Genomic DNA, 20,750 nt, shown 5'->3' with positions numbered 1-20,750 from the left:
AAGACGACGGATGCCTCGACCCCACGCGGGGATCGAGGCATCCGGTCCGTCCTTGACGGCGTTACTGGGCGTCGCGGTCCTGCACCGACAGCGCGCGCTCGACGCCGGCGAGATTCTCGGCGACGAGGCGGCGCAGCGCCGGAGCGGCGTCGGCGTTCGCCTCGAGCCACGCGCGCGTGGCGTCGCGCAGCGCGACGTCGGCGAGCGGAGCGGGGTAGAGGCCCACGATCAGGTACTGCGCGATCTGGTACGTGCGCGAGTCCCAGATGGGCAGCAGGGCGTCGAAGTAGCGCGCGACGAACTCGCCGAGCAGGTCGCGGCCGGCCGGGTGCACGAAGCCGAGGGCCGCGGCGCGGACGATCGTGTTCGGCTGGTCGTCGCTGTCGACGAGCGACGCCCACGCCGCCGCCTTCGCCTCGGCCGACGGCAGGGCCGCCTTGGCCTGCGCGGCGAACTCGCCGCCCTTCGCGGTGTTGTCGGCCTCGAGCGCCTCGTCGATGTCGGCCGCCGTGACGACGCCGCCCGCGGCGAGCGACACGAGCAGCTGCCACGAGAGGTCGGTGTCGATGGCGAGGTCCGTGAAGGCCACCTCGCCGTCGCGCACCTGACGGACCTTCTCCCACTGCCCCGGGGTCGCGGCGGCGGATGCGAACGCGGTCACGAACTGCAGCTGGCTGTCGCTGCCGGGCTCGGCGGCCTCGGCGAGCTGCCACAGCGCGTCGGCGACCTTCGCGCGCGTGACGTCGCGCTTCTCGGGCGCGACATACGAGTTCGCGGCGAGCTGCAGCTGCGCGAGCGTCGTGCGGACCGTGGTCGACTCCGTCTCGGCGCCGATGTTGCGCAGCACGAGGTCGACGTAGTCGGACGCGGATGCCTCGGCATCGCGCGTCTGGTCCCATGCGGCACCCCACACCAGCGAGCGGGCGAGCGGGTCGCTGATCTTGCCGAGGTGGTCGATCGCGGTCTGGAGCGACTGGTCGTCGAGGCGGATCTTCGCGTACGCGAGGTCCTCGTCGTTCAGGAGCACCAGCGCCGGGCGCTTCAGTCCCTTGAGCTCGGGCACCTCGGTGAGGTCGCCGTCCACGTCGAGCTCCACGTGGTGCACGCGCACGAGCGCCTCGCCCCGCAGCTCGTAGAAGCCGACGCCGAGGCGGTGCGGGCGGATGGTCGGGTAGTCGGCCGGTGCCGTCTGCACGATGGCGAATCGCGTGATGGTGCCGTCGACATCCGTCACGATCTCGGGCGACAGGGTGTTGACGCCCGCCGTCTCGAGCCACTTCTTCGACCACGTCGAGAGCTCACGGCCGCTGGTGGCCTCGAGTTCGGCGAGCAGGTCGCCCACTTCGGTGTTCGACCACTCGTGCTTCTTGAAGTAGGCGGCGACGCCGGCGAAGAACGCCTCGATGCCGACCCACGCGGCGAGTTGCTTGAGCACCGACCCGCCCTTGGCGTATGTGATGCCGTCGAAGTTGACCTGCACGTCCTCGAGGTCGTTGATCTGCGCGACGACCGGGTGCGTCGAGGGGAGTTGGTCCTGGCGGTACGCCCAGGTCTTCTCCATCGCGTTGAACGTGGTCCACGCCTCGGTCCACTCGGTGGCCTCGGCGGTGGCGATCGTCGACGCCCACTCGGCGAACGACTCGTTGAGCCACAGGTCGTTCCACCACTTCATGGTGACGAGGTCGCCGAACCACATGTGGGCGAGCTCGTGCAGGATCGTGACGACCCGGCGCTCCTTGACGGCATCCGTCACCTTCGAGCGGAAGACGTACGTCTCGGTGAAGGTGACCGCGCCCGCGTTCTCCATGGCGCCCGCGTTGAACTCGGGCACGAAGAGCTGGTCGTACTTGGCGAACGGGTAGGGGTAGTCGAACTTCTCCTCGAAGTACGAGAAGCCCTGGCGCGTCTTGTCGAAGATGTAGTCGGCGTCGAGGAACTGCCAGAGGCTCTTGCGGCCGTAGACGCCGAGCGGGATGACGCGGCCCGACGCGCTGGTCAGCTCCGAGAACGTCGCCTCGTACGGGCCGGCGATGAGTGCCGTGATGTACGACGAGATGCGCGGTGTGGGCTCGAAGCGCCAGGTCGCGGTGCCGTCACCGTGCCTCTTCGGCTCAGGGGTGGGCGAGTTGGAGACGACCTTCCACGGCTCGGGGGCCGTGACCGTGAACGCGAACGTCGCCTTGAGGTCCGGCTGCTCGAACACCGCGAACACGCGGCGCGAGTCGGGCACCTCGAACTGCGAGTACAGGTACACCTCGCCGTCGACGGGGTCGACGAAACGGTGCAGACCCTCGCCGGTGTTGGTGTACAGGCAGTCCGCGTCGATCACGAGCTCGTTGTCGGCGGCCAGGTCGTCGAGCGCGATGCGCGAGTCGGCGAACGCCGTCGCGGGGTCGATCGAGCGGCCGTTGAGGGTGATCTCGCGCACCTCGCGCGCGATCAGGTCGATGAACGTCGCGGCACCGGGCGTCGCGGTGAAGCGGACGACGGCGCGGGATCCGAAGACCTCGGCGCCCTTCGTCAGGTCGAGCGCGACTTCGTACGACTGCGTGTCGACGATCGCGCGGCGCTCCTGCGCCTCGATACGGGTGAGGTTCTCTCCAGGCACTGCTGTGGCTCCCATGGGTGAGGATGACGGAGGTGGTCGATCGGCTCGTCGCGCGAGCGCTCGATCCGGAGGCCGCCACCAGCGCTGCTGGCACCGATGACAACCGTCCCAGCCTATGACAGCGCACCCGTGAACGCCCGATCCCGTGGCTGAAAGCATCTCAGCAACGGTGTCAGGATGGAGGGGTGACCTCTCCCGAGCAGCACGTCGTCCCGTTCGCCTCTCCGGCCGCCGCTCCCGGTGCCCCGTACGTCGAGGAACCCGTCGCGTACGACGGCATCCTCCTTGCGGGCTTCGGCGGTCCCGAGGGACAGGACGATGTCATCCCGTTCCTCCGCAACGTCACGCGCGGTCGCGGCATCCCCGACGAGCGACTCGAAGAGGTCGCGCACCACTATCGCCACTTCGGCGGCGTGAGCCCGATCAACGCGCAGAACCGCGCCCTGAAGGCCGCCCTCGAGGCCGAGCTCACCCGACGGGGTCTCGATCTGCCGGTCTACTGGGGCAACCGCAATTGGGCCCCCTACCTCGGCGAGGCGGTGACGGATGCCGCAGCCGCCGGTCACACGAACCTCCTGGCTCTCGCGACCAGCGCGTACTCCTCGTTCTCGAGCTGTCGCCAGTACCGCGAGGACTTCGCGCGCGTGCTCACCGAGACGGACCTCGAGGATCGCGTCACCATCGACAAGGTGCGCCAGTTCTTCGACCACCCCGGCTTCGTTCAGCCCTTCGTCGACGGCGTGCGCGACGCGGTGGCGGGCTTCCTCGCGGACGGCATCGCGCCTGAGGCCGTGCGGGTGCTGTTCTCCACCCACAGCATTCCGACGGCGGATGCCGAGCGCTCCGGCCCGCGCGAGGGCGACGAGCTGCACCGCGATCTGGGTGAGGGCGGCGCCTACGCCGCGCAGCACCTCGCCGTGGCCGAGGTCGTCATGGCGACCGTGGCCGCGGAGGTCTCCGGTGCGGACCGCGTCGAATGGGACCTCGTCTACCAGTCGCGCTCGGGCCCGCCCAGTCAGCCGTGGCTCGAGCCCGACATCAACGACGTCATCGCCGAGCTTCCGGGCGCCGGCGTACAGGCTGTCGCGATCGTGCCGGTCGGTTTCATGAGCGACCACATGGAGGTCCTGTGGGACCTCGACACCGAGGCGATGGATGCTGCCGCCGAGGTGGGCATCCGCGCGGTGCGCACGCCGACCCCCGGCGTCGATCCGGTCTTCGTATCGGGCCTCGTCGACCTCGTCGAGGAGCGACTGAACGGCACACCGGCGAGGGGGCGGCCCCACGCCACCGACCTCGGACCGTGGTTCGACGTCTGCCGGCCGGCATGCTGCGAGAACGTGCGCGCGGGCTTCAAGCCGGCCGCCGCCGGCATCGCCCCCTGAGCCCGGGCCCCGTCTCGATCGACGCTCGCAGCGGAGCGCCGCATCCGTCGTCCTTCGTCCATCGCCCCTCTCTAGGATTGAGCCCATGCGCATCCACATCGCGACCGACCACGCCGGCCTCGAGTTCTCGACGCAGCTGCAGCACCACCTCGCGGCCGCCGGGCACGAGGTCGTCGACCACGGCCCGATCGAGTACGACCCGCTCGACGACTACCCGGCGTTCTGCATCCGCGCGGCCCAGGCCGTCGTGCGCGACCAGGCCGCCGGCATCGAGGCGCTGGGCGTCGTGTTCGGCGGCTCGGGCAACGGCGAGCAGATCGCCGCGAACAAGGTCGTGGGCGTGCGCGCGGCACTCGCGTGGAGCATCGCCACGGCGGAGCTCGCCCGCGAGCACAACGACGCGAACGTCATCGCGATCGGCGCCCGCCAGCACACGTTCGAAGAGGCCGCGACCTTCATCGACCGCTTCATCGCGACGCCGTTCTCGGGCGAAGAGCGCCACGCGCGCCGCATCGCCCAGCTCGCCGCGTACGAGGAGGACGGCGCCCTCGAGCCCGACCCGCGGGCTGTCGCCGGACAGCCCGACGTCCTCGCCGCCGACGACAGCTCGTTCGACCCCGAAGCCGGCTGAGCCGTGCCCGAGGGGCATTCCGTCCATCGCATCGCACGCCAGTTCGACCGCAACTTCGTCGGCCGCTCCGTAGCCGCCTCGAGCCCGCAGGGACGCTTCGTCGAGGGCTCCGAGATTTTGAGCGGGCGCACCGCGACGTCGGTGCGGGCCGTCGGCAAGCAGATGTTCCTCGAGTTCGACGACGACCTGTGGCTGCGCGTGCACCTCGGCATGTACGGGGCGTGGGACTTCGCCGGCGAGATCCTGGTGGATCCGACCATCGCGTCGGCCAACGGACGCATGGGCCAGACGAACCAGCGCGGCACCGAACTCGCCGACCCGATCCTCGACAGCGCGGGGGAGAACTCACTGACCTCGATCGGCGCGCCGCGCCGGGCGCGTGTGCACGTGCGCATGTCGGAGCAGACCACCGGGCTCGCCGACGAGGGCGACGAGTGGCCGCCGCCCGTGGTCGGCCAGGTGCGCCTGCGGCTGCTCACGGATGTGACCTGCGCCGACCTGCGCGGCCCGACCGCGTGCGAGCTGCAGTCGCCCGACGAGGTCGCCGCCACGATCGCCAAGCTCGGCCCCGACCCGCTGGTCGACGACGTGGCCGAGGGCGAGGAACGGTTCACCTCGGTCGTGCGCCGCAAGCCGACCTCCATCGGACTGCTGCTCATGGATCAGAACGTCGTCAGCGGCATCGGCAACGTCTACCGCGCCGAGCTGCTGTTCCGGGCGCGCCAGAACCCGCACACGCCGGGGCGCGACGTCCCCGAGGAAGTGGTGCGCGACCTCTGGCGGGACTGGGTGCGCCTGCTCGCCATCGGCGTCGAGACCGGGCAGATGATGACGATGGACGACCTCGACCCCGACGCGTACCGCGCGGCGATGGCCAGCCGCGACGACCGTCACTGGGTCTACCACCGTGCGGGTCTGCCGTGCCGGGTGTGCGGCACCGCGATCGTGGTCGAGGAGGCCGCGGGGCGCAAGCTCTACTGGTGCCCGAACTGCCAGGCCTGAGCGCGCGGCCGCGTGGCCGGGCCCGCGAATAGGCTGGGCGCATGCGCCAGAACCCGAGCTTCGCGATGTCGGATGTCGGCGAGATCCGCCGGCTCATCGAGCAGAACCCCTGGGTCACGATCGTCTCGTCGACCGAGAGCGGGCTCGTCGCCTCGCACTACGCCGTTCGCCTCGAGGCGGATCGCGACGACCTGACGATCGTGGGCCACGTCGGAAAGCCGGACGATCTCATCCACGGCCTCGGCGAACGGGAGCTGCTCGTGGTCGTGCAGGGCCCGCACGGGTACGTCTCGCCCGGCTGGTATGGCGACGTGCAGAGTGTGCCGACCTGGAACTTCGTGTCGGCGCACCTCACCGGCATCCCCGAGCTGCTGTCGCCCGAGGAGAACCTCGAGGTGCTCGGGCGTCTCGTCGCCCGCTTCGAGAGCGGCTTGCCGCAGCCGCGGCTGATGTGGGAGCCGCCGAACGACCCCGAGTTCGTGCGGCGGCTCGAGAAGGGCACCGTGGGCTTCCGGCTCACGCCGACGAAGGTCGTCGGCAAGCGCAAGCTGAGCCAGAACAAACCCGACGAGACTGTCGAGACCGTGATCGTGGAGCTCGAGTCTGGCGGGAGCCCGTACGCCGACCCGCGGCTGCCGGCCGAGATGCGCCGCGACCTCGAGACCCGGAAGGCCGCCCGATGACGGCGGCCCGTGGCGAAGCCCTCGATGTCATTGCGAACGCGCGACTGACCGGGTCCGACCGCACCGATCCGTTCGGCGCAGACCCGGTCGATGTGCACCTGGCCGAGGGGCTCGTCGTCGACATCGCGCCCGCAGGGGCGCTGCCGCGCAGCGGGCACGTGCTCGACGCCGAGGGCGGCTGGGTGATCCCGGGCCTCTGGGACCACCACGTCCACACCGTGCAGTGGGCGCTCTCCGCCCAGCGCGTGGCGCTCGGAGGGGCATCGTCGGCAGCGCAGGCGGCGGCGCTCATGGGCGCCGCGCCGGCGCTCCCGGACGGGCGCCGTGTGGGCAGCGGCTTTCGCGACGCGTTCTGGGCCGACACGCCCGACCTCACGCTGCTCGACGCGGTCACGGGCGAGATTCCGACGTACCTCATCAACGCCGATGTGCACAGCGTCTGGCTCAACTCGGCGGCGCTCCGCCGCGAGGGGTTCGAGCCGGACGGGTCGGGCATCCTCCGCGAGGAGCCGGCGTTCGAGATCTCGCGCCGACTCAACGCCGTGGACGCGTCGGTGTCCGATCCGCTCGTCGCGCGGATGGCGCAGGATGCTGCATCCCGTGGTGTCGTCGGGCTCGTCGATCTCGACATGTCGTGGAACGAGGACGCGTGGGCCCGGCGGCTCGCTGCGGGGTTCGACGCATTGCGGGTCTCGTTCGGGATCTACCCGCAGTTCCTCGACCGGGCGATCGCCGACGGACTCCGGACGGGGGACGCGGCCCGGGGCGCAGCATCCGATCTCGTCCGTGTCGGCCCTCTCAAGGTGATCACCGACGGCTCGCTCGGCACCCGCACCGCCGCGTGCTCGCACGCGTACCCGGACGACCCGCACAACCACGGCATGATCACGGTCGACCTCGCGACGCTCGTCGACCTCATGACGCGCGCCACGGCCGCGGGCATCGCGTCGGCGATCCACGCGATCGGCGACGTCGCGAACTCGCACGCGCTCGACGCCTTCGCCGCGACGGGGGCGTGGGGGACGATCGAGCACGCGCAGCTCGTCGCGCACGCCGACATCCCCCGCTTCGCCCGCCTGGGAATCGGCGCGAGCGTCCAGCCCGAGCACGCGCTCGACGACCGCGACCTGACCGACACGGTGTGGGCGGGCCAGACCGCGCAGCCCTACCCGTTGCGCGCCCTCGCCGACACGGGCGCGAACCTGCTCTTCGGCTCCGATGCGCCGGTCTCGCCGCTCGATCCGTGGGCGGCGATGTCGGCGGCGGTGTTCCGCACGCACGGAGGCCGCGATCCGTGGCAGCCGGCGCAGCGGGTCGACGCTGCGACGGCGCTGGCGGCCTCGACCCGGGGCGGCTCCGCCGTGTCGGCGCGCATCGAACCGGGCGACGTCGCCGACCTCGCCATCTGCGAGCACGACCCCCTCGCCGTCGACGAACCGGCGCTGCGGGGGATGCGGGTCGCCGCGACGCTTCTGGCGGGACGCCTCACCCACGCGGCGTGACCCGTCGCCCGGTACGGGGGCCTTCCCCCGTACCGCTTCGGGAGGGCGTCGGATGCCGCAGCGATGCCGCAGCCCGGAAGCTGGGAGCATGAGTTCCGAGGGAGACACCGATGACCGCCGCCATCACTGAACCGGCTCCGATCCAGCCGGTCGCATCGCGCCCCGCCGCCGGGTTCTGGGCGTCCTACGGCCAGGCGTGGGCGCGCACCCCCGGCAGTGCGCTGTACCTGCTCGCGGTCTTCGTGCTCGCCATGGTCTCGGTGAGCCTGCTCGCCTCCCTGTTCTGGACCGGCGTCGGGCTGCTGATCCTCGTGATCGGGCTGCCGCTCATCGTGCTGACGCTGCTGATCGCCCGGGGGTTCGGCGTCGCGGACCGATTCCTCCTGCTGCTGACCGGACAGCCGGAGATCTCCGAGCCCGAGTGGAATCGCGACAAGCCCGACACGACGGGCTTCTGGATGACGCTGACCCGCCCCATCCGCAACGCGCACTACTGGCTGTACCTCGTGCACGGCATGATCGTGAACCCGATCATCAGCACCATCTCGTTCACCCTCACGGTCGTGTGGCTGAGCGTCGGCCTCGGCGGCCTCACATACTGGTTCTGGGGACTGTTCCTCCCTCGCAGCTGGAACGCCGACGGCTCCGGCGGGGAGTGGGGGCACTACGTCGCCGACTTCATGCCGTGGCTCTTCGGCGGCTGGTCGAGCTGGGCCGTCGAGGTCACGCTCTACCTGATCGCCGGCATCCTCTTCACCTTCACGATGCCGTGGGTGCTCGGCGGACTCGCGCGCGGCCACCACGCCGTCGCGAAGGGCATGCTCGGCCGGTGGGAGTCGGACGAGCTCGCCGCCGAGGTGCGCGCCGAAGCCGCCGCGCGCGGCGCTGCTGTGCACGCCGAGGACGTCGCCCTCCGCCGCCTCGAGCGAGACATCCACGACGGCCCGCAGCAGCGCCTGGTGCGGCTGCAGATGGACCTCGCCGCGCTGGAGCGGCGCGCGGAGTCGGGAGACACGGATGCTGCCGCCGACCTCGCGCGCGAGGCACGAGGTCATGCGAAGGCGGCGCTGGACGAACTGCGCGCGCTGTCGAGCGGTGTCGCCCCGCCGCTCCTGCAGGACCGCGGGCTCGCTGCCGCCCTGGACGCCGTCGCGACCGCGTCGCCGCTGTGGGTGCAGGTCGACGTCGACCCCGCGATCGACCGCGCCGTCAGCCAGGAGGTCGCCCGCACCGTCTACTTCGTCGTCGCGGAGCTGATGACGAACGTGGTCAAGCACTCCGGAGCCACCGGGGTCACGCTGCGAGCCTCGTTGCGACGCAACGCGGCCGGGGCGCCGACGCACCTCGACGTGTGGGTCGTGGACAACGGTCGCGGCGGCGCGACCATCACGTCGGGCCACGGGCTCGAAGGCCTGCGGGAGCGGGTCGCCGGCCTCCGCGGCGTGCTGGTCGTGACGAGCCCGGCGGGCGGTCCGACCTCGGTCGGCGCGCACATCCCGCTGACGGTCCTGCCGTGACGGTTGCCTATCCTGAGGGCATGGTCGCCCCGCCCGACTCCGCACCCCTCCGCGTCGTCCTGTTCGAGGACTCGGTCCTCCTGCGCGAAGGCCTCGTCCGGTTGTTCGAGGAGGCAGGGTACACGACCGCCGGCGCCTGGGGCGACGCCGAGGACGTGGTGGCCCGCGTCCGCGAGGCACGAGCAGATGTCGCGATCCTCGACGTCCGTCTGCCGCCCGGTTTCCGTGACGAGGGCATCCGCGCGGCCCTGGCCCTGCGCGCCGCGATTCCGGCAGTCGGCATCCTCGTGCTCAGCCAGTACGTCGAGGGCGTCTATGCGAAGGAGCTCCTCGCCGGCGGCGAGGGCGGCGTCGGCTACCTCCTGAAGGATCGCGTCACTTCGCTCGACGAATTCACCGATGCCGTCCGCCGCGTCCGCGAGCGGGGCACGGTGCTCGATCCGCTCGTGGTGCAGGGCCTCCTCTCGGCGCGGCCCGATCCGCTCGCGACGCTCACGCCGCGCGAGACGGATGTGCTGACGCTCATGGCCGAGGGGCGCAGCAACGCCAGCATCGCGCAACGGCTGTTCATCGGCGTCGGAGCGGTGGAGAAGAACATCAGCGCGATCTTCGCGAAGCTCGGTCTCGAGGAGTCGGGTACCGAGCACCGCAGGGTCCTCGCGGTGCTCGCCTTTCTGCAGCATCCGTGACATGACGAAAGCCCCCGGAGAACCGGGGGCTTTCGTCATGACGTTCCGGTCACTCGGCGAGGTGCGCGAAGAGGAACCAGCGGTCCTTCTCGAGCGACTCCTTGATGCCGATCGCGATGTCCTGGCTCGTGAGGTCGAACTCGTCGAGTCCGTCGATCGCGGCCTGGGTGTCGGCGATGACCGTGTCCATGTCGGAGATCACGTTGCGGATCAGGGCGTCCCACTGCGTGAAGCCGGCGGGCACGGCGCTCGACGTCTTCTGGGCGACGGTGCCGACGCGGGCGTCGATCGGGAGTCCGAGGGCCACGATGCGCTCGGCGGCCTGGTCGGCGCCGGCCTGCGCGTGGAGCACCACGGAGTCCAGCAGCTCGTGGATCGCGATGAAGTTCGCGCCGCGCACGTTCCAGTGCGCCTGCTTTCCGTTCACGGCCAGGGCCTGCAGGCCCAGGACAACGGGGGTGAGGAACTGCGCCGTCGCGGCGGCGACGTCGGGGTTCGCTGCGGTTGCGGGGGTGGTCTGGGTGTTCGTCATGTCTCTCGTCTCCATCGTTCGGCCTCCAGTGACTGCAACGCTACTCACGAGGAGTCATTCCGCAAGCAAGAGAAGGCTGGGCTAAACCGGGGAATCCGTGCCGTCGGTGCGAGCGAGCCATGCGACAGCGGCTAACGTCGATGCGTGCCTTCCGCCGATCACGACCTCGGACCGCAGCATCTGGGCGCTCCCGCCCAGACCGTGACCCGCGAGCCTCGCGACCGCTCGCCCGAACACGCCGAGCCCTCGCGCTTCATCCCGCACGTGCAGGGACTGCGTGCCATCGCCGTCCTGGCCGTGGTGCTGTACCACTTCTGGCCCGGTCGGCTCACCGGCGGTTACATCGGCGTCGACATCTTCTTCGTGATCTCGGGCTTCCTCATCACGGCGCACCTCATGCGCGAGCTCACCGCGACCGGCACGGTGAGGCTCGGCCAGTTCTGGGCGCGCCGCGCACGACGCCTCCTCCCGGCATCCCTTCTCGTTCTGCTCTTCTGCGCGGTCGTCGTGATGTCGCCGTACCTCATGCCCACCTCGGCGCTGCCGAACGAGGTGCGTGAGATCCTCGCGTCGACGTTCTACGTCGAGAACTGGTACCTGGCCCTCAACTCGGCCGACTATCTGAACCATTCCGGTTCGCCCACCACGGTGCAGCATTACTGGTCGCTGTCACTCGAAGAGCAGTTCTATGTGATGTGGCCGCTCATCATGCTGCTGGCCGCGTGGATCGGCGTGAAGTTCTTCCGCGGCGCGCGTCGGCGCGCGATCATCACTGCCCTCGGCATCGTGACCGTCGTCTCGTTCGTGTTCTGCGTCGTCTTCACGATCACGAACCCGGCGCCCGCCTACTTCGTGACGTTCGGCCGCATGTGGCAGTTCGGCGTCGGTGCGCTCATCGCGCTGGTCCCCATGCTGCGGGTGCGGGGCGCGATCGGCAGCTTCGTTCTCGGCTGGGGCGGAATCCTGCTGCTCCTGTACGTCGCGTTCACGTTCGACGGTCAGACGCCGTTCCCGGGCTACATGGCGGCGCTGCCGACCTTGGGAGCGGCCGCGGTCATCTCGGCCTCGAACACCGAGCGCTGGTGGTACCCGACCCGCATCCTCGCGATCCGCCCGGCGCAGTTCGTCGGCGACATCTCCTACTCGCTGTATCTGTGGCATTGGCCGCTGATCATCATCGCCCCATCGGTCCCGTTCTGGGGCCTGACGATCTACCATCGCGTCGCGCTCCTCGTGCTGTGCTTCGTGCTCGCGTGGCTCACGAAGAGGTTCGTCGAAGACCCGGCCCGCGGCTGGAAGGTGCTCACCTCGCGCCCCGCCCGCGTGACGCTGTGGTCGTCGCTCGCCGCGATGGTGGTGGTGGGGCTCGTGGCCGCTTCCGCGTGGTTCGTCAACGCGCCGCTCTACAACCAGGGAACGCGCGACATCGCCGAGCTGCAGCAGGACCCGCCGGGGTGCTTCGGCGCGGCTTCCGTCCTCGACGCGTCGTGCGTCGGCGCCGACTTCGGCGACACGATCCTGCCGGCGCCCGGGTTCGCCGGCATCGACCGGCCCGAGAACCCCGACTGCTTCGTACAGCTCACCGACTCGCGCCCCGTCTCCTGCACCTTCGGCTCCGACGATCCCGACGCCCCGCGCGTCGCGCTCATCGGCGACAGTCACGCCTACCAACTGCTGTCGACGTTCCAGCGGATGGCCGACGAGAACGGCTGGCAGCTCGTGACCTGGTTCAAGGGCGCCTGCCCCTGGAACACCACGCCGCTGTCGACGCCGGGGGCGTTCGGCGCCGCCTGCACCGAGTGGCGCGACCGCGTGCAGAACGCGATCGACGACGCCGACCTCGACGCCGTCTTCACCGCGGCGATCGCGACGACCCCGTACGCGTCGTCGGGGTACGACTCCTCGTTCGACGCCGCCGTCGCCGGCTACCGCGATGCGTGGAGCACGGTGACCGATCGCGGCATCCCCGTCATCACCGTCGTCGACAACCCCGTGTGGGAGACCGACCCGAACAAGTGCCTGCGCACACGAGACGCGTCCGAGTGCGACGGCGCCCGGTCGGACGTGCTGGTGGAGGACGATCCGCTGCGGGACGCAGCATCCGGTGCCGACTCCGTCACTCTGCTCGACTTCACCGACGTGTTCTGCGGCGACGAGACGTGTGCGCCCGTCGTGGGCGGGGCGAACATCTACCGCGACCAGGACCACCTGACGGTCACCTTCGCCGACACCCTCGCGCCCTGGTACACCGAGGCCATCGAGGCGGCGCTGGCCAATAGGGTCGGACCATGACAGTCGCACCCGGAGCCTCGGTCCTCGTCGCAGCAGGCAGGACGCCCTCGCTCGACCCGACATCGTTCATCGCCGCCGGCGCCCGCGTCGTCGGGGGAGTGACCCTCGGCCCCGGCGCCAGCGTCTGGTACAACGCGGTGCTCCGCGCCGACGGCGACACGATCACCGTGGGAGCCAACAGCAACCTGCAGGACAACGTCTCGGTCCACGTCGATGCGGGCAAGCCCGTCGTGATCGGCGACAACGTGTCCGTCGGCCACAACGCCGTCGTCCACGGCTGCACGATCGGCGACGGCTCGCTCATCGGCATGGGCGCGGTCGTGCTCAACGGCGCCAAGATCGGATCCGGATGCCTCGTCGCCGGCGGTGCGGTCGTGCTCGAGGGCTCCGACATCCCGGACGGCTCCCTGGTCGCCGGCGTACCTGCGAAAGTGCGCCGCGCGCTCAGCGACGAGGAGCGTGCGGGGCTGCTGCGCAACGCCGAACACTACCTCGCGCACATCGAGGAGCACCGCGACGCGGCGCCCCTCACCTGAAAGCTCGTCAGTCCTTCGGACGCGCGGTCGGGTGGTGCTTGCCGCGGTGCACTTCGTACAGGCGAACGTGGCCCGGCCAGGCAGGGTCGTTCTCGATCGGCAGATCGTCCATGAAATGACGGATGACGTGCGCCAGCTGACCCGGATGGCTGAAGTTGATCGCGTGGGCCGCGCCCTCGAGCATCACGACCAGCACGTGGCTGTCGGTCTGGCTGGCGATCTCGTCGACGCGGTGCGCGTGGGGGAGGAGCGGGTCGCGCTGGCCCAGCACGACGAGCGTGGGGATGCTCATCTCGAGCAGCCGCTGCAGTGACGGGTACTGGGTCAGCGAGCGGAACATCCGCATCGTGCTCGGCACGCCGAACCGCACGTAGTCGGGCACGGCGACGCGCGCCATCTTGACCGGCTCGCGTGGCGCATCCTGCGAGAGCTGCTTGATGGCACGGCGCAGCGGCTGGTTGAACAGCCCGCCCGCCGGGGAGACCAGCACCGCGCGGTCGATGCGCTCGGGGAAGCGATGCGCGAACTCGATGATGACGGGGCATCCCATCGAGTTGCCCACGAGCGTCGCCTTCTCGACGCCGCGGTCATCGAAGAAGTCGACCGCGGCGCGCGCGAGGTCGGGGATGTCGAGCATGTCCCGACGCCTGCCGCTGCGCCCGAAGCCGGGAAGGTCGGGCACGTAGGTGTGGAACTCGTCGGCGAGCCGCTCCGCCGTCGGCAGGAGGTAGCGGCCGGAGAGTCCGAATCCGTGCACGTGCGCCATGACGCGCTCGTCCTTGGTCGGATTCGGCGACTCGCGGTAGAAGACGTCCACGCCGTCGATGCGCGTCCACTTCTCGGCGAGTTCCGACGCGGGTCGCCGCGGGAGCTTGCGCTCGCCCGGCTCGGGGATCGGCTTGCGGCTGCTCATGGCGGCTCCTGGAGGGCATGGAACAGTTCCACGCTCAGTCTGCCGCGATAAAGCGATCGGGGGACAGTAGGGCACGCAGGAGAACGTCGTGCGATCTGAACGAAACCGCGCTTCCGGAGGCGCCCCCTCGTCTCAGACGAACCGCACCCAGTTGGCCCCGCCGCCGGTCTCGATCCGCTGCAGCAGCTCGAGGCGATCGTCGTCCACCGCATAGAGAGCGACGTCGGTCGAGCGCTCGCCCGCCGCGACGAGGTAGGCGCCGTCGGAACTGACCGCGAAGCCGCGCGGCTGGGTCTCTGTCACCGTGAAGCTCGCCGCCGGCGTCACCGACCCATCGGCCGACACGGATGCCGCGCCCAGCGTGCTCTCGGTGCGTTCCGTGGCCCACAGCCATCGGCCGCCCGCGCCGAAGTGCAGATCCGCGCCCCAGATGAGGTGCTCCGCCCGCGGATCGGCGCCGAATCGGCTGTGCGCGAGCCCCTTCGACGGATCGAACACGGATGCTGCGCCCACGAGCTCGAGCGTCCCGTCAGAGGTGTCACGGGTGAAGTGCAGCACTTCGCCCGAGAACTCCGTCAGGACGTACACCGCGTCCTGCGCCTCGTTGAGCACGAGGTGGCGGGGACCGCTGCCCTCCGGCGCGGCGACCGTCGCCGGCTCGAGCGGTTTCAGCGAGAAGTCTTCGCCGATGGCGTACTGCGCCACCAGATCGGCGCCGAGCGAGACGAAGTACGCGAACCGGCCGTCGGCGCTCGGCAGCACGGAGTGCAGATTGGGGAACCCGATCCGCGACACCGGCTCGCCCACGACCCCGTCGGTCACCGGTGCGACGATCCCGTATCCGCCGCCGTACGACACCCCGAGAAGGCCGGAGCCGTCGCGCGTGAGCGCCAGGTAGTTCATGCCGCCGCCGCCCAGATCTGCGCGGGAGACCTCCGAGAGCCGGCCGGTCGCGCGATCGAGCCGGAGCGTCACGATCCCCGCGGGTTCACCCTTGACGCCGGCGTAGACGAGGTCGCGCCTCGCATCCATCGCGAAGGTGGAGCATCCGTTCAATCCTTCCGTCACCGCAAGCCGTTCGAGTGAACCGTCCGAGAGTCGGAAGGTGCTGATGCTGCCATCACCGGCATTGGCCACGAGGGCGAGAAGCGATTCGGTCACCCCTCGATCGTAGGCGTGGCGACGCGTCGGCTCCCAGACATGAAGAAAGCCCCGAATCATCGGGGCTTTCTTCATATGGAGGGGATGACGGGAATCGAACCCGCACCATCAGTTTGGAAGACTGAGGCTCTACCATTGAGCTACATCCCCGTGCGCCCGCGGACGGGCACCGACCAATCGTATTACATCGCGAAGGTCGTTCCGGTCCGACCCGCCCTCCAGACGCGCGGCCGAGCAAAGGGGCCGGTCATGGAACGCACGGGCAGGCAGGTCGTCGAGGCGCTCGTCGCCACACTCAACGCGGGCGAAGTCGCGGGCATGGACGACGTGTTCCACGACGATGCCGTCATCGAATGGCCGCAGTCGGGGGAGCGCATCGTCGGCGCCGGCAACCGGCGCTCGATCTACGGCGCGTTCCCGCAGCTTCCGGCGATCTCTCCGCGGCGCCTCACCGGTGACGGAGACCTGTGGGTGCTGGAGGCTGATCTCGACTACGGCGACGGCGATCCGTACCAGACGGTCTTCGTCTTCGAGCTGCGGGACGGGCTCATCGCGAAGGAGACCGCGTATTGGACGAAGCCGTTCCCGGCGCCCGACTGGCGCGCGGGCTGGGTCGAGCAGATGTAGGCGGCGCAGGAACGTCTCCGGCAGGTCGGCTAGACTTCTCGGGGCCGAAAGGCGCACGCACGCGTGCGAACCCGCCCGGGGCGTAGCTCAGCTTGGTAGAGCGCCCGCTTTGGGAGCGGGAGGCCGCAGGTTCAAATCCTGTCGCCCCGACATCACGGCCCTCGGAATTTTTCGAACCCAGACCTTCAACCGCACGCTGGCGTGTGCGGCCGGAAAGAGGAGAAGTACAGGCATGGTGAACAGCACCGTCGAGAAGCTCAGCCCGACCCGGGTGAAGCTGCACATCACGGTCAGCCCCGACGAGCTCAAGCCGTCGATCAAGCACGCATACGAGCACATCGCGCAGGACGTGCAGATCCCCGGCTTCCGCAAGGGCAAGGTGCCCGCGCCGATCATCGACCAGCGCATCGGCCGTGTCGCGGTGCTCGAGCACGCCGTCAGCGAAGGGCTCGACACCTTCTACCGCGAGGCCGCCGCCGCCCACGAGCTGCGCGTGCTCGGCCGTCCGTCTGCCGACGTCACCACGTGGCCGAACGAGAAGGACTTCTCGGGCGACCTCGAGGTCACCGTCGAGGTCGACGTGCGTCCCGAGTTCGACCTTCCGTCCTTCGAGGGCACGACCGTCGAGGTCGACGCGATCGAGGTCGACGAGGCCGCGATCGACGAGGAGCTGGACCGCCTGCGCGGCCGCTTCGGCACGCTCGTGACCGTTGACCGTCCGGCCGCCACGGGCGACTTCGTCGAGCTGGACCTCGTCGCCACGATCGACGGCAGCGAGATCGACCGCGCCGAGGGCGTGTCGTACGAGGTCGGCTCCGGCGAGCTCCTCGAGGGCATCGACGAGGCCATCGACTCGCTCACCGCCGGTGAGGACACCACGTTCCGCTCGAAGCTCGTCGGCGGCGACCACGCCGGCGAAGAGGCCGAGGTCTCGGTGACCGTCAAGGCCGTCAAGGAGCGCGAGCTCCCCGAGGCCGACGACGACTTCGCTCAGATCGCCAGCGAGTTCGACACCATCGCCGAGCTGCGCGACAGCCTCAAGGAGCGCGTCGGCCAGCAGGGTGCGTTCACGCAGGGCTCCGCGGCGCGCGACAAGCTGATCGAGACGCTCCTCGAGCAGGTCGAGATCCCCGTGCCGCCGCAGCTCATCGAGGACGAGGTGCACAACCACCTCGAGGGCGAGGGACGCCTCGAGGACGACGTCCACCGCGCCGAGGTCGCCGAGGCGAGCGAGAAGCAGTTCAAGACCCAGATGCTGCTCGACAAGATCGCCGAGACCGTCAACGTCCAGGTCTCGCAGGACGAGCTCACGCAGTACCTGGTGCAGTCGGCCGCGCAGTACGGCATGGCTCCGCAGGACTTCGTCAACGCGCTGCAGGAGGGCAACCAGCTCCCCGCCATCATCGGCGAGGTCGCCCGCAACAAGGCCCTCGCGGTCGCCCTCGGCAAGGTCAACGTCGTCGACACGAACGGCAAGCCCGTCGACCTCAGCGGCTTCGTCGCGACGGATGACGAGGAAGAGGTCGTCGCGGAGGCTGAGGAGATCGCGGATGCCGCGGCCGACGCCGACGCCGTGATCGCGGCCGAAGAGGCCGAGGCTGCAGAGAAGCCCGCGAAGAAGGCTCCCGCGCGCAAGCCCGCCGCGAAGAAGGCCGAAGCATCCGATGAGCCCGCCGCCGAGAAGGCGCCGGCCAAGAAGCCGGCCGCGAAGAAGGCTCCGGCCAAGAAGGCCGCCGACGCCGAGTGACGCTCTTTCCGGTCGACTGACCGATTGACAGAAGAGGACGGATGCCGCGGCATCCGTCCTCTTCTGTCATGAGTGCGCTCTGCCCAGGGCGAACACGGGCGGGTCGTTCGCGGGGCGCCGGTAGATTCGATGGCGACCCAAGGAAACAGGAGTACACATGGCCGAACCACTTGTCGCGACCAGCGTCTTCGACCGGCTGCTGAAGGACCGCATCATCTGGCTGGGGTCGGAGGTGCGTGACGACAACGCCAACGAGATCTGCGCGAAGATCCTGCTTCTCGCCGCCGAGGACTCCGAGAAGGACATCTACCTCTACATCAATTCGCCCGGTGGCTCGATCACTGCAGGCATGGCGATCTACGACACCATGCAGTTCGTGCCCAACGACATCGTCACCGTGGGCATCGGCATGGCGGCCTCGATGGGCCAGCTCCTGCTGACCGCGGGCACCAAGGGCAAGCGCTACATCACGCCCAACGCCCGCGTCCTCCTCCACCAGCCGCACGGCGGCTTCGGCGGTACCGCGAGCGACATCCAGACGCAGGCGCAGCTCATCCTCGACATGAAGAAGCGCCTCGCCGAGATCACGGCGAAGCAGACCGGCAAGACCGTCGAGCAGATCAACGCCGACGGCGACCGCGACCGCTGGTTCGGTGCCGAGGAGGCACTCGAGTACGGCTTCGTCGATCACATCCGCGAATCCGCGACCGACGTCATCGGCGGCGGCGGCACCGCCACCGACAGCTGAGCCTGAAGGCGAAAGAGAGAGAACCCGAATGCAGACCCCCACCTTCGGTCAGGCGGCGCCCCAGGCGCTTCAGATGCCCGGCAGCCGCTACATCCTGCCGCAGTTCGAGGAGCGCACGGCCTACGGCTACAAGCGCCAGGACCCGTACAACAAGCTGTTCGAGGACCGCGTCATCTTCCTCGGCGTCCAGGTCGACGATGCGTCGGCAGACGACGTCATGGCGCAGCTTCTCGTGCTCGAGTCGCAGGACCCCGACCGCGACATCATCATGTACATCAACTCGCCGGGCGGCTCGTTCACGGCGATGACGGCGATCTACGACACCATGCAGTACGTGTCGCCGCAGATCCAGACGGTCGTGCTCGGCCAGGCCGCATCGGCCGCCGCCGTGCTGCTGGCCGCCGGTGCGCCCGGCAAGCGCCTCGCATTGCCGAACGCGCGCATCCTGATCCACCAGCCCGCCGTCGGCGAGGCCGGCCACGGTCAGGCGTCCGACATCGAGATCCAGGCGGCCGAGATCCTGCGCATGCGGACGTGGCTCGAGGAGACTCTCGCGAAGCACTCGAACAAGACGCAGGCCGAGGTCAACAAAGACATCGACCGTGACAAGATCCTCTCCGCGGAGGAGGCGGTCACCTACGGCCTCGTCGACCAGGTGCTCACCACGCGCAAGCGCGGTCAGCAGGCTCTGACGAAGTAGTCCTTCCGCACCTGCGCGTGAGAGATGAGCGCCCCGCCGCCCGGCCAGCCGGGTGGCGGGGCGCTTCCTTGCGCGGCGCGGGTTCTCTGTCCGCGAACTCCGTGTCGTCCACAACGTGCGTCGCAATGCCCGCGCATGTCGGCGTCAGCTATTAGGCTCGGAGAACAGCTGGGGGGCTCGCCCCCGACGTACGAGGAGGAGCGGCATGGCACGCATCGGTGAGAGCGCCGACTTGTTCAAGTGCTCCTTCTGCGGCAAGAGCCAGAAGCAGGTGCAGCAGTTGATCGCCGGGCCCGGCGTCTACATCTGCGACGAGTGCGTCGAGTTGTGCAACGAGATCATCGAAGAGCGCATGGCCGAGTCGTCGTCCGGCGTCGTCGCCGACTTCGATCTTCCCAAGCCCCGCGAGATCTTCGCCTTCCTCGAGGAGTACGTCGTCGGGCAGACCGACGCGAAGCGCGCGCTCTCAGTCGCCGTGTACAACCACTACAAGCGCGTGCGTGCACACGGCACGATCCAGTCGGCCGAGCAGCGCGCCGACGAGATCGAGATCGCCAAGAGCAACATCCTGCTCCTCGGCCCGACGGGCTGCGGGAAGACCTACCTGGCGCAGACGCTCGCAAAGCGCCTCAACGTGCCGTTCGCGGTCGCAGACGCCACGGCGCTGACCGAGGCGGGCTACGTCGGCGAAGACGTCGAGAACATCCTCCTCAAGCTGCTGCAGGCCGCCGACTTCGACACGAAGCGCGCCGAGACCGGCATCATCTACATCGATGAGGTCGACAAGATCGCGCGCAAGGCCGAGAATCCGTCGATCACGCGCGACGTCTCGGGGGAGGGCGTGCAGCAGGCGCTGCTGAAGATCCTCGAGGGAACCGTCGCCTCGGTGCCTCCGCAGGGCGGGCGCAAGCACCCCCATCAGGAGTTCATCCAGATCGATACGACGAACGTGCTGTTCATCGTGGCGGGCGCCTTCGCCGGTCTGGAAGACATCATCTCGTCCCGCGTCGGCAAGCACGGCGTCGGCTTCGGCGCTTCGCTGCACCGCAAAGACGAAGACCTCAACCTCTTCGGCGACGTGCAGCCGGAAGACCTGCACAAGTTCGGCCTGATCCCCGAGTTCATCGGTCGTCTCCCGGTCGTCGCGTCGGTCTCGCCGCTCGACCGCGAGGCGCTCATGGAGATCCTCACCGAGCCGAAGAACGCGCTGGTGAAGCAGTACCACCGCATGTTCGAGCTCGACGGCGTCACCCTCGAGTTCGACCGTGAGGCGCTCGAGGCGATCGCCGACCTCGCCGTGGCACGCAAGACCGGCGCTCGCGGCCTTCGCGCGATCCTCGAGGACGTCCTCGGCCCGATCATGTTCGAGATTCCCTCGACCGACGACGTCGACAAGGTCATCGTGACGCGCGCGGCTGTCGACGAGGGAGCGCCCCCGACGCTCGTGCTCCGGGAGAAGCGCAAGAGCGCCTGATTC

The 20,750-nt window shown here is 69.5% G+C and carries 18 protein-coding genes and 2 tRNA genes; 15 read left to right on the top strand and 5 right to left on the bottom strand.

The window, feature by feature from the left end; all coding sequences use genetic code 11:
* Window positions 1–61 precede the first annotated feature (61 nt).
* On the bottom strand, window positions 62–2,608 hold the full coding sequence (gene pepN / locus ACVN90_RS10105; RefSeq protein WP_475101980.1) for an aminopeptidase N: 2,547 nt from the start codon (window positions 2,606–2,608) through the stop codon (window positions 62–64).
* Window positions 2,609–2,793: 185 nt separating this feature from the next.
* Between pepN and ACVN90_RS10100 the strand changes: the two genes are divergently transcribed.
* From ACVN90_RS10100 to ACVN90_RS10070, 7 genes are all read left to right on the top strand, one after another.
* The gene (locus ACVN90_RS10100; protein ID WP_475101978.1) at window positions 2,794–3,993 is read left to right on the top strand and encodes a ferrochelatase; all 1,200 of its coding nucleotides are present in this window, start codon (window positions 2,794–2,796) and stop codon (window positions 3,991–3,993) included.
* An 85-nt stretch (window positions 3,994–4,078) separates the two neighbouring features.
* Window positions 4,079–4,624, top strand: coding sequence for a ribose-5-phosphate isomerase (locus ACVN90_RS10095; RefSeq protein ID WP_475101976.1), 546 nt, complete (start codon window positions 4,079–4,081; stop codon window positions 4,622–4,624).
* 3 nt (window positions 4,625–4,627) lie between these two features.
* Complete coding sequence (locus ACVN90_RS10090; protein WP_475101975.1) at window positions 4,628–5,626, top strand: Fpg/Nei family DNA glycosylase; 999 nt, start codon at window positions 4,628–4,630, stop codon at window positions 5,624–5,626.
* A gap of 41 nt (window positions 5,627–5,667) precedes the next feature.
* Window positions 5,668–6,309: an FMN-binding negative transcriptional regulator gene (locus ACVN90_RS10085; RefSeq protein WP_475101973.1), complete on the top strand. Its 642-nt coding sequence runs from the start codon at window positions 5,668–5,670 to the stop codon at window positions 6,307–6,309.
* A complete protein-coding gene (locus ACVN90_RS10080; RefSeq protein WP_475101972.1) occupies window positions 6,306–7,811 on the top strand; it encodes an amidohydrolase in 1,506 nt (501 codons plus the stop codon). Before ACVN90_RS10085 ends, ACVN90_RS10080 begins: the two co-directional genes overlap by 4 nt.
* A gap of 110 nt (window positions 7,812–7,921) precedes the next feature.
* Window positions 7,922–9,328: a sensor histidine kinase gene (locus tag ACVN90_RS10075; RefSeq protein WP_475101970.1), complete on the top strand. Its 1,407-nt coding sequence runs from the start codon at window positions 7,922–7,924 to the stop codon at window positions 9,326–9,328.
* Between the two features lie 20 nt (window positions 9,329–9,348).
* A complete protein-coding gene (locus tag ACVN90_RS10070) occupies window positions 9,349–10,017 on the top strand; it encodes a response regulator transcription factor (protein ID WP_475101968.1) in 669 nt (222 codons plus the stop codon).
* Window positions 10,018–10,066: 49 nt separating this feature from the next.
* Here ACVN90_RS10070 and ACVN90_RS10065 read toward each other — a convergent pair whose 3' ends face one another.
* On the bottom strand, window positions 10,067–10,549 hold the full coding sequence (locus ACVN90_RS10065) for a Dps family protein (protein ID WP_475101966.1): 483 nt from the start codon (window positions 10,547–10,549) through the stop codon (window positions 10,067–10,069).
* Between the two features lie 144 nt (window positions 10,550–10,693).
* On the opposite strand from ACVN90_RS10065, the gene ACVN90_RS10060 reads away from it, so the two are divergent.
* Window positions 10,694–12,841: an acyltransferase family protein gene (locus ACVN90_RS10060; RefSeq protein WP_475101964.1), complete on the top strand. Its 2,148-nt coding sequence runs from the start codon at window positions 10,694–10,696 to the stop codon at window positions 12,839–12,841.
* Window positions 12,838–13,377: a gamma carbonic anhydrase family protein gene (locus ACVN90_RS10055; RefSeq protein WP_475101962.1), complete on the top strand. Its 540-nt coding sequence runs from the start codon at window positions 12,838–12,840 to the stop codon at window positions 13,375–13,377. The genes ACVN90_RS10060 and ACVN90_RS10055 overlap by 4 nt, the downstream gene beginning before the upstream one ends.
* 7 nt (window positions 13,378–13,384) lie before the next feature.
* Here ACVN90_RS10055 and ACVN90_RS10050 read toward each other — a convergent pair whose 3' ends face one another.
* The 3 genes from ACVN90_RS10050 to ACVN90_RS10040 form a co-directional block, all read right to left on the bottom strand.
* Window positions 13,385–14,290, bottom strand: coding sequence for an alpha/beta fold hydrolase (locus ACVN90_RS10050; protein ID WP_475101960.1), 906 nt, complete (start codon window positions 14,288–14,290; stop codon window positions 13,385–13,387).
* A gap of 132 nt (window positions 14,291–14,422) precedes the next feature.
* Window positions 14,423–15,451, bottom strand: coding sequence for a lactonase family protein (locus ACVN90_RS10045; RefSeq protein ID WP_475101958.1), 1,029 nt, complete (start codon window positions 15,449–15,451; stop codon window positions 14,423–14,425).
* 76 nt (window positions 15,452–15,527) lie between these two features.
* Window positions 15,528–15,601, bottom strand: a tRNA-Gly gene (locus ACVN90_RS10040).
* A gap of 99 nt (window positions 15,602–15,700) precedes the next feature.
* Between ACVN90_RS10040 and ACVN90_RS10035 the strand changes: the two genes are divergently transcribed.
* The 6 genes from ACVN90_RS10035 to clpX all read left to right on the top strand — a co-directional run bounded on the left by ACVN90_RS10035 (window position 15,701) and on the right by clpX (window position 20,747).
* Window positions 15,701–16,078, top strand: coding sequence for a nuclear transport factor 2 family protein (locus ACVN90_RS10035; RefSeq protein ID WP_475101956.1), 378 nt, complete (start codon window positions 15,701–15,703; stop codon window positions 16,076–16,078).
* 76 nt (window positions 16,079–16,154) lie between these two features.
* A tRNA-Pro gene (locus ACVN90_RS10030) sits at window positions 16,155–16,228 on the top strand.
* Window positions 16,229–16,310: 82 nt separating this feature from the next.
* Window positions 16,311–17,825, top strand: coding sequence for a trigger factor (gene tig, locus ACVN90_RS10025; protein WP_475101954.1), 1,515 nt, complete (start codon window positions 16,311–16,313; stop codon window positions 17,823–17,825).
* Between the two features lie 157 nt (window positions 17,826–17,982).
* Window positions 17,983–18,573: an ATP-dependent Clp protease proteolytic subunit gene (locus ACVN90_RS10020; RefSeq protein ID WP_374974494.1), complete on the top strand. Its 591-nt coding sequence runs from the start codon at window positions 17,983–17,985 to the stop codon at window positions 18,571–18,573.
* A 28-nt stretch (window positions 18,574–18,601) separates the two neighbouring features.
* Window positions 18,602–19,273: an ATP-dependent Clp protease proteolytic subunit gene (locus ACVN90_RS10015; RefSeq protein WP_475101952.1), complete on the top strand. Its 672-nt coding sequence runs from the start codon at window positions 18,602–18,604 to the stop codon at window positions 19,271–19,273.
* Window positions 19,274–19,478: 205 nt separating this feature from the next.
* Entirely contained in the window at window positions 19,479–20,747 is a 1,269-nt protein-coding gene (gene clpX / locus ACVN90_RS10010; protein WP_116193219.1) for an ATP-dependent Clp protease ATP-binding subunit ClpX, read from the top strand.
* The last annotated feature ends 3 nt before the right edge of the window (window positions 20,748–20,750 follow it).

Source organism: Microbacterium sp. F01, assembly GCF_056156365.1.
Note: the sequence above shows the minus strand (reverse complement) of the source record. Positions and strands in the feature narration are given on the sequence as shown.

Excerpts from the sequence above, each read along its gene's own strand:
- tig (WP_475101954.1), top strand. The coding sequence starts at position 16,311 with ATGGTGAACAGCACCGTCGAGAAGCTCAGCCCGACCCGGGTGAAGCTG.
- clpX (WP_116193219.1), top strand. The coding sequence starts at position 19,479 with ATGGCACGCATCGGTGAGAGCGCCGACTTGTTCAAGTGCTCCTTCTGC.
- ACVN90_RS10070 (WP_475101968.1), top strand. The coding sequence starts at position 9,349 with ATGGTCGCCCCGCCCGACTCCGCACCCCTCCGCGTCGTCCTGTTCGAG.
- ACVN90_RS10080 (WP_475101972.1), top strand. The coding sequence starts at position 6,306 with ATGACGGCGGCCCGTGGCGAAGCCCTCGATGTCATTGCGAACGCGCGA.
- ACVN90_RS10050 (WP_475101960.1), bottom strand. The coding sequence starts at position 14,290 with ATGAGCAGCCGCAAGCCGATCCCCGAGCCGGGCGAGCGCAAGCTCCCG.
- ACVN90_RS10035 (WP_475101956.1), top strand. The coding sequence starts at position 15,701 with ATGGAACGCACGGGCAGGCAGGTCGTCGAGGCGCTCGTCGCCACACTC.
- ACVN90_RS10085 (WP_475101973.1), top strand. The coding sequence starts at position 5,668 with ATGCGCCAGAACCCGAGCTTCGCGATGTCGGATGTCGGCGAGATCCGC.
- ACVN90_RS10055 (WP_475101962.1), top strand. The coding sequence starts at position 12,838 with ATGACAGTCGCACCCGGAGCCTCGGTCCTCGTCGCAGCAGGCAGGACG.
- ACVN90_RS10075 (WP_475101970.1), top strand. The coding sequence starts at position 7,922 with ATGACCGCCGCCATCACTGAACCGGCTCCGATCCAGCCGGTCGCATCG.
- ACVN90_RS10020 (WP_374974494.1), top strand. The coding sequence starts at position 17,983 with ATGGCCGAACCACTTGTCGCGACCAGCGTCTTCGACCGGCTGCTGAAG.
- ACVN90_RS10095 (WP_475101976.1), top strand. The coding sequence starts at position 4,079 with ATGCGCATCCACATCGCGACCGACCACGCCGGCCTCGAGTTCTCGACG.
- ACVN90_RS10015 (WP_475101952.1), top strand. The coding sequence starts at position 18,602 with ATGCAGACCCCCACCTTCGGTCAGGCGGCGCCCCAGGCGCTTCAGATG.
- ACVN90_RS10065 (WP_475101966.1), bottom strand. The coding sequence starts at position 10,549 with ATGACGAACACCCAGACCACCCCCGCAACCGCAGCGAACCCCGACGTC.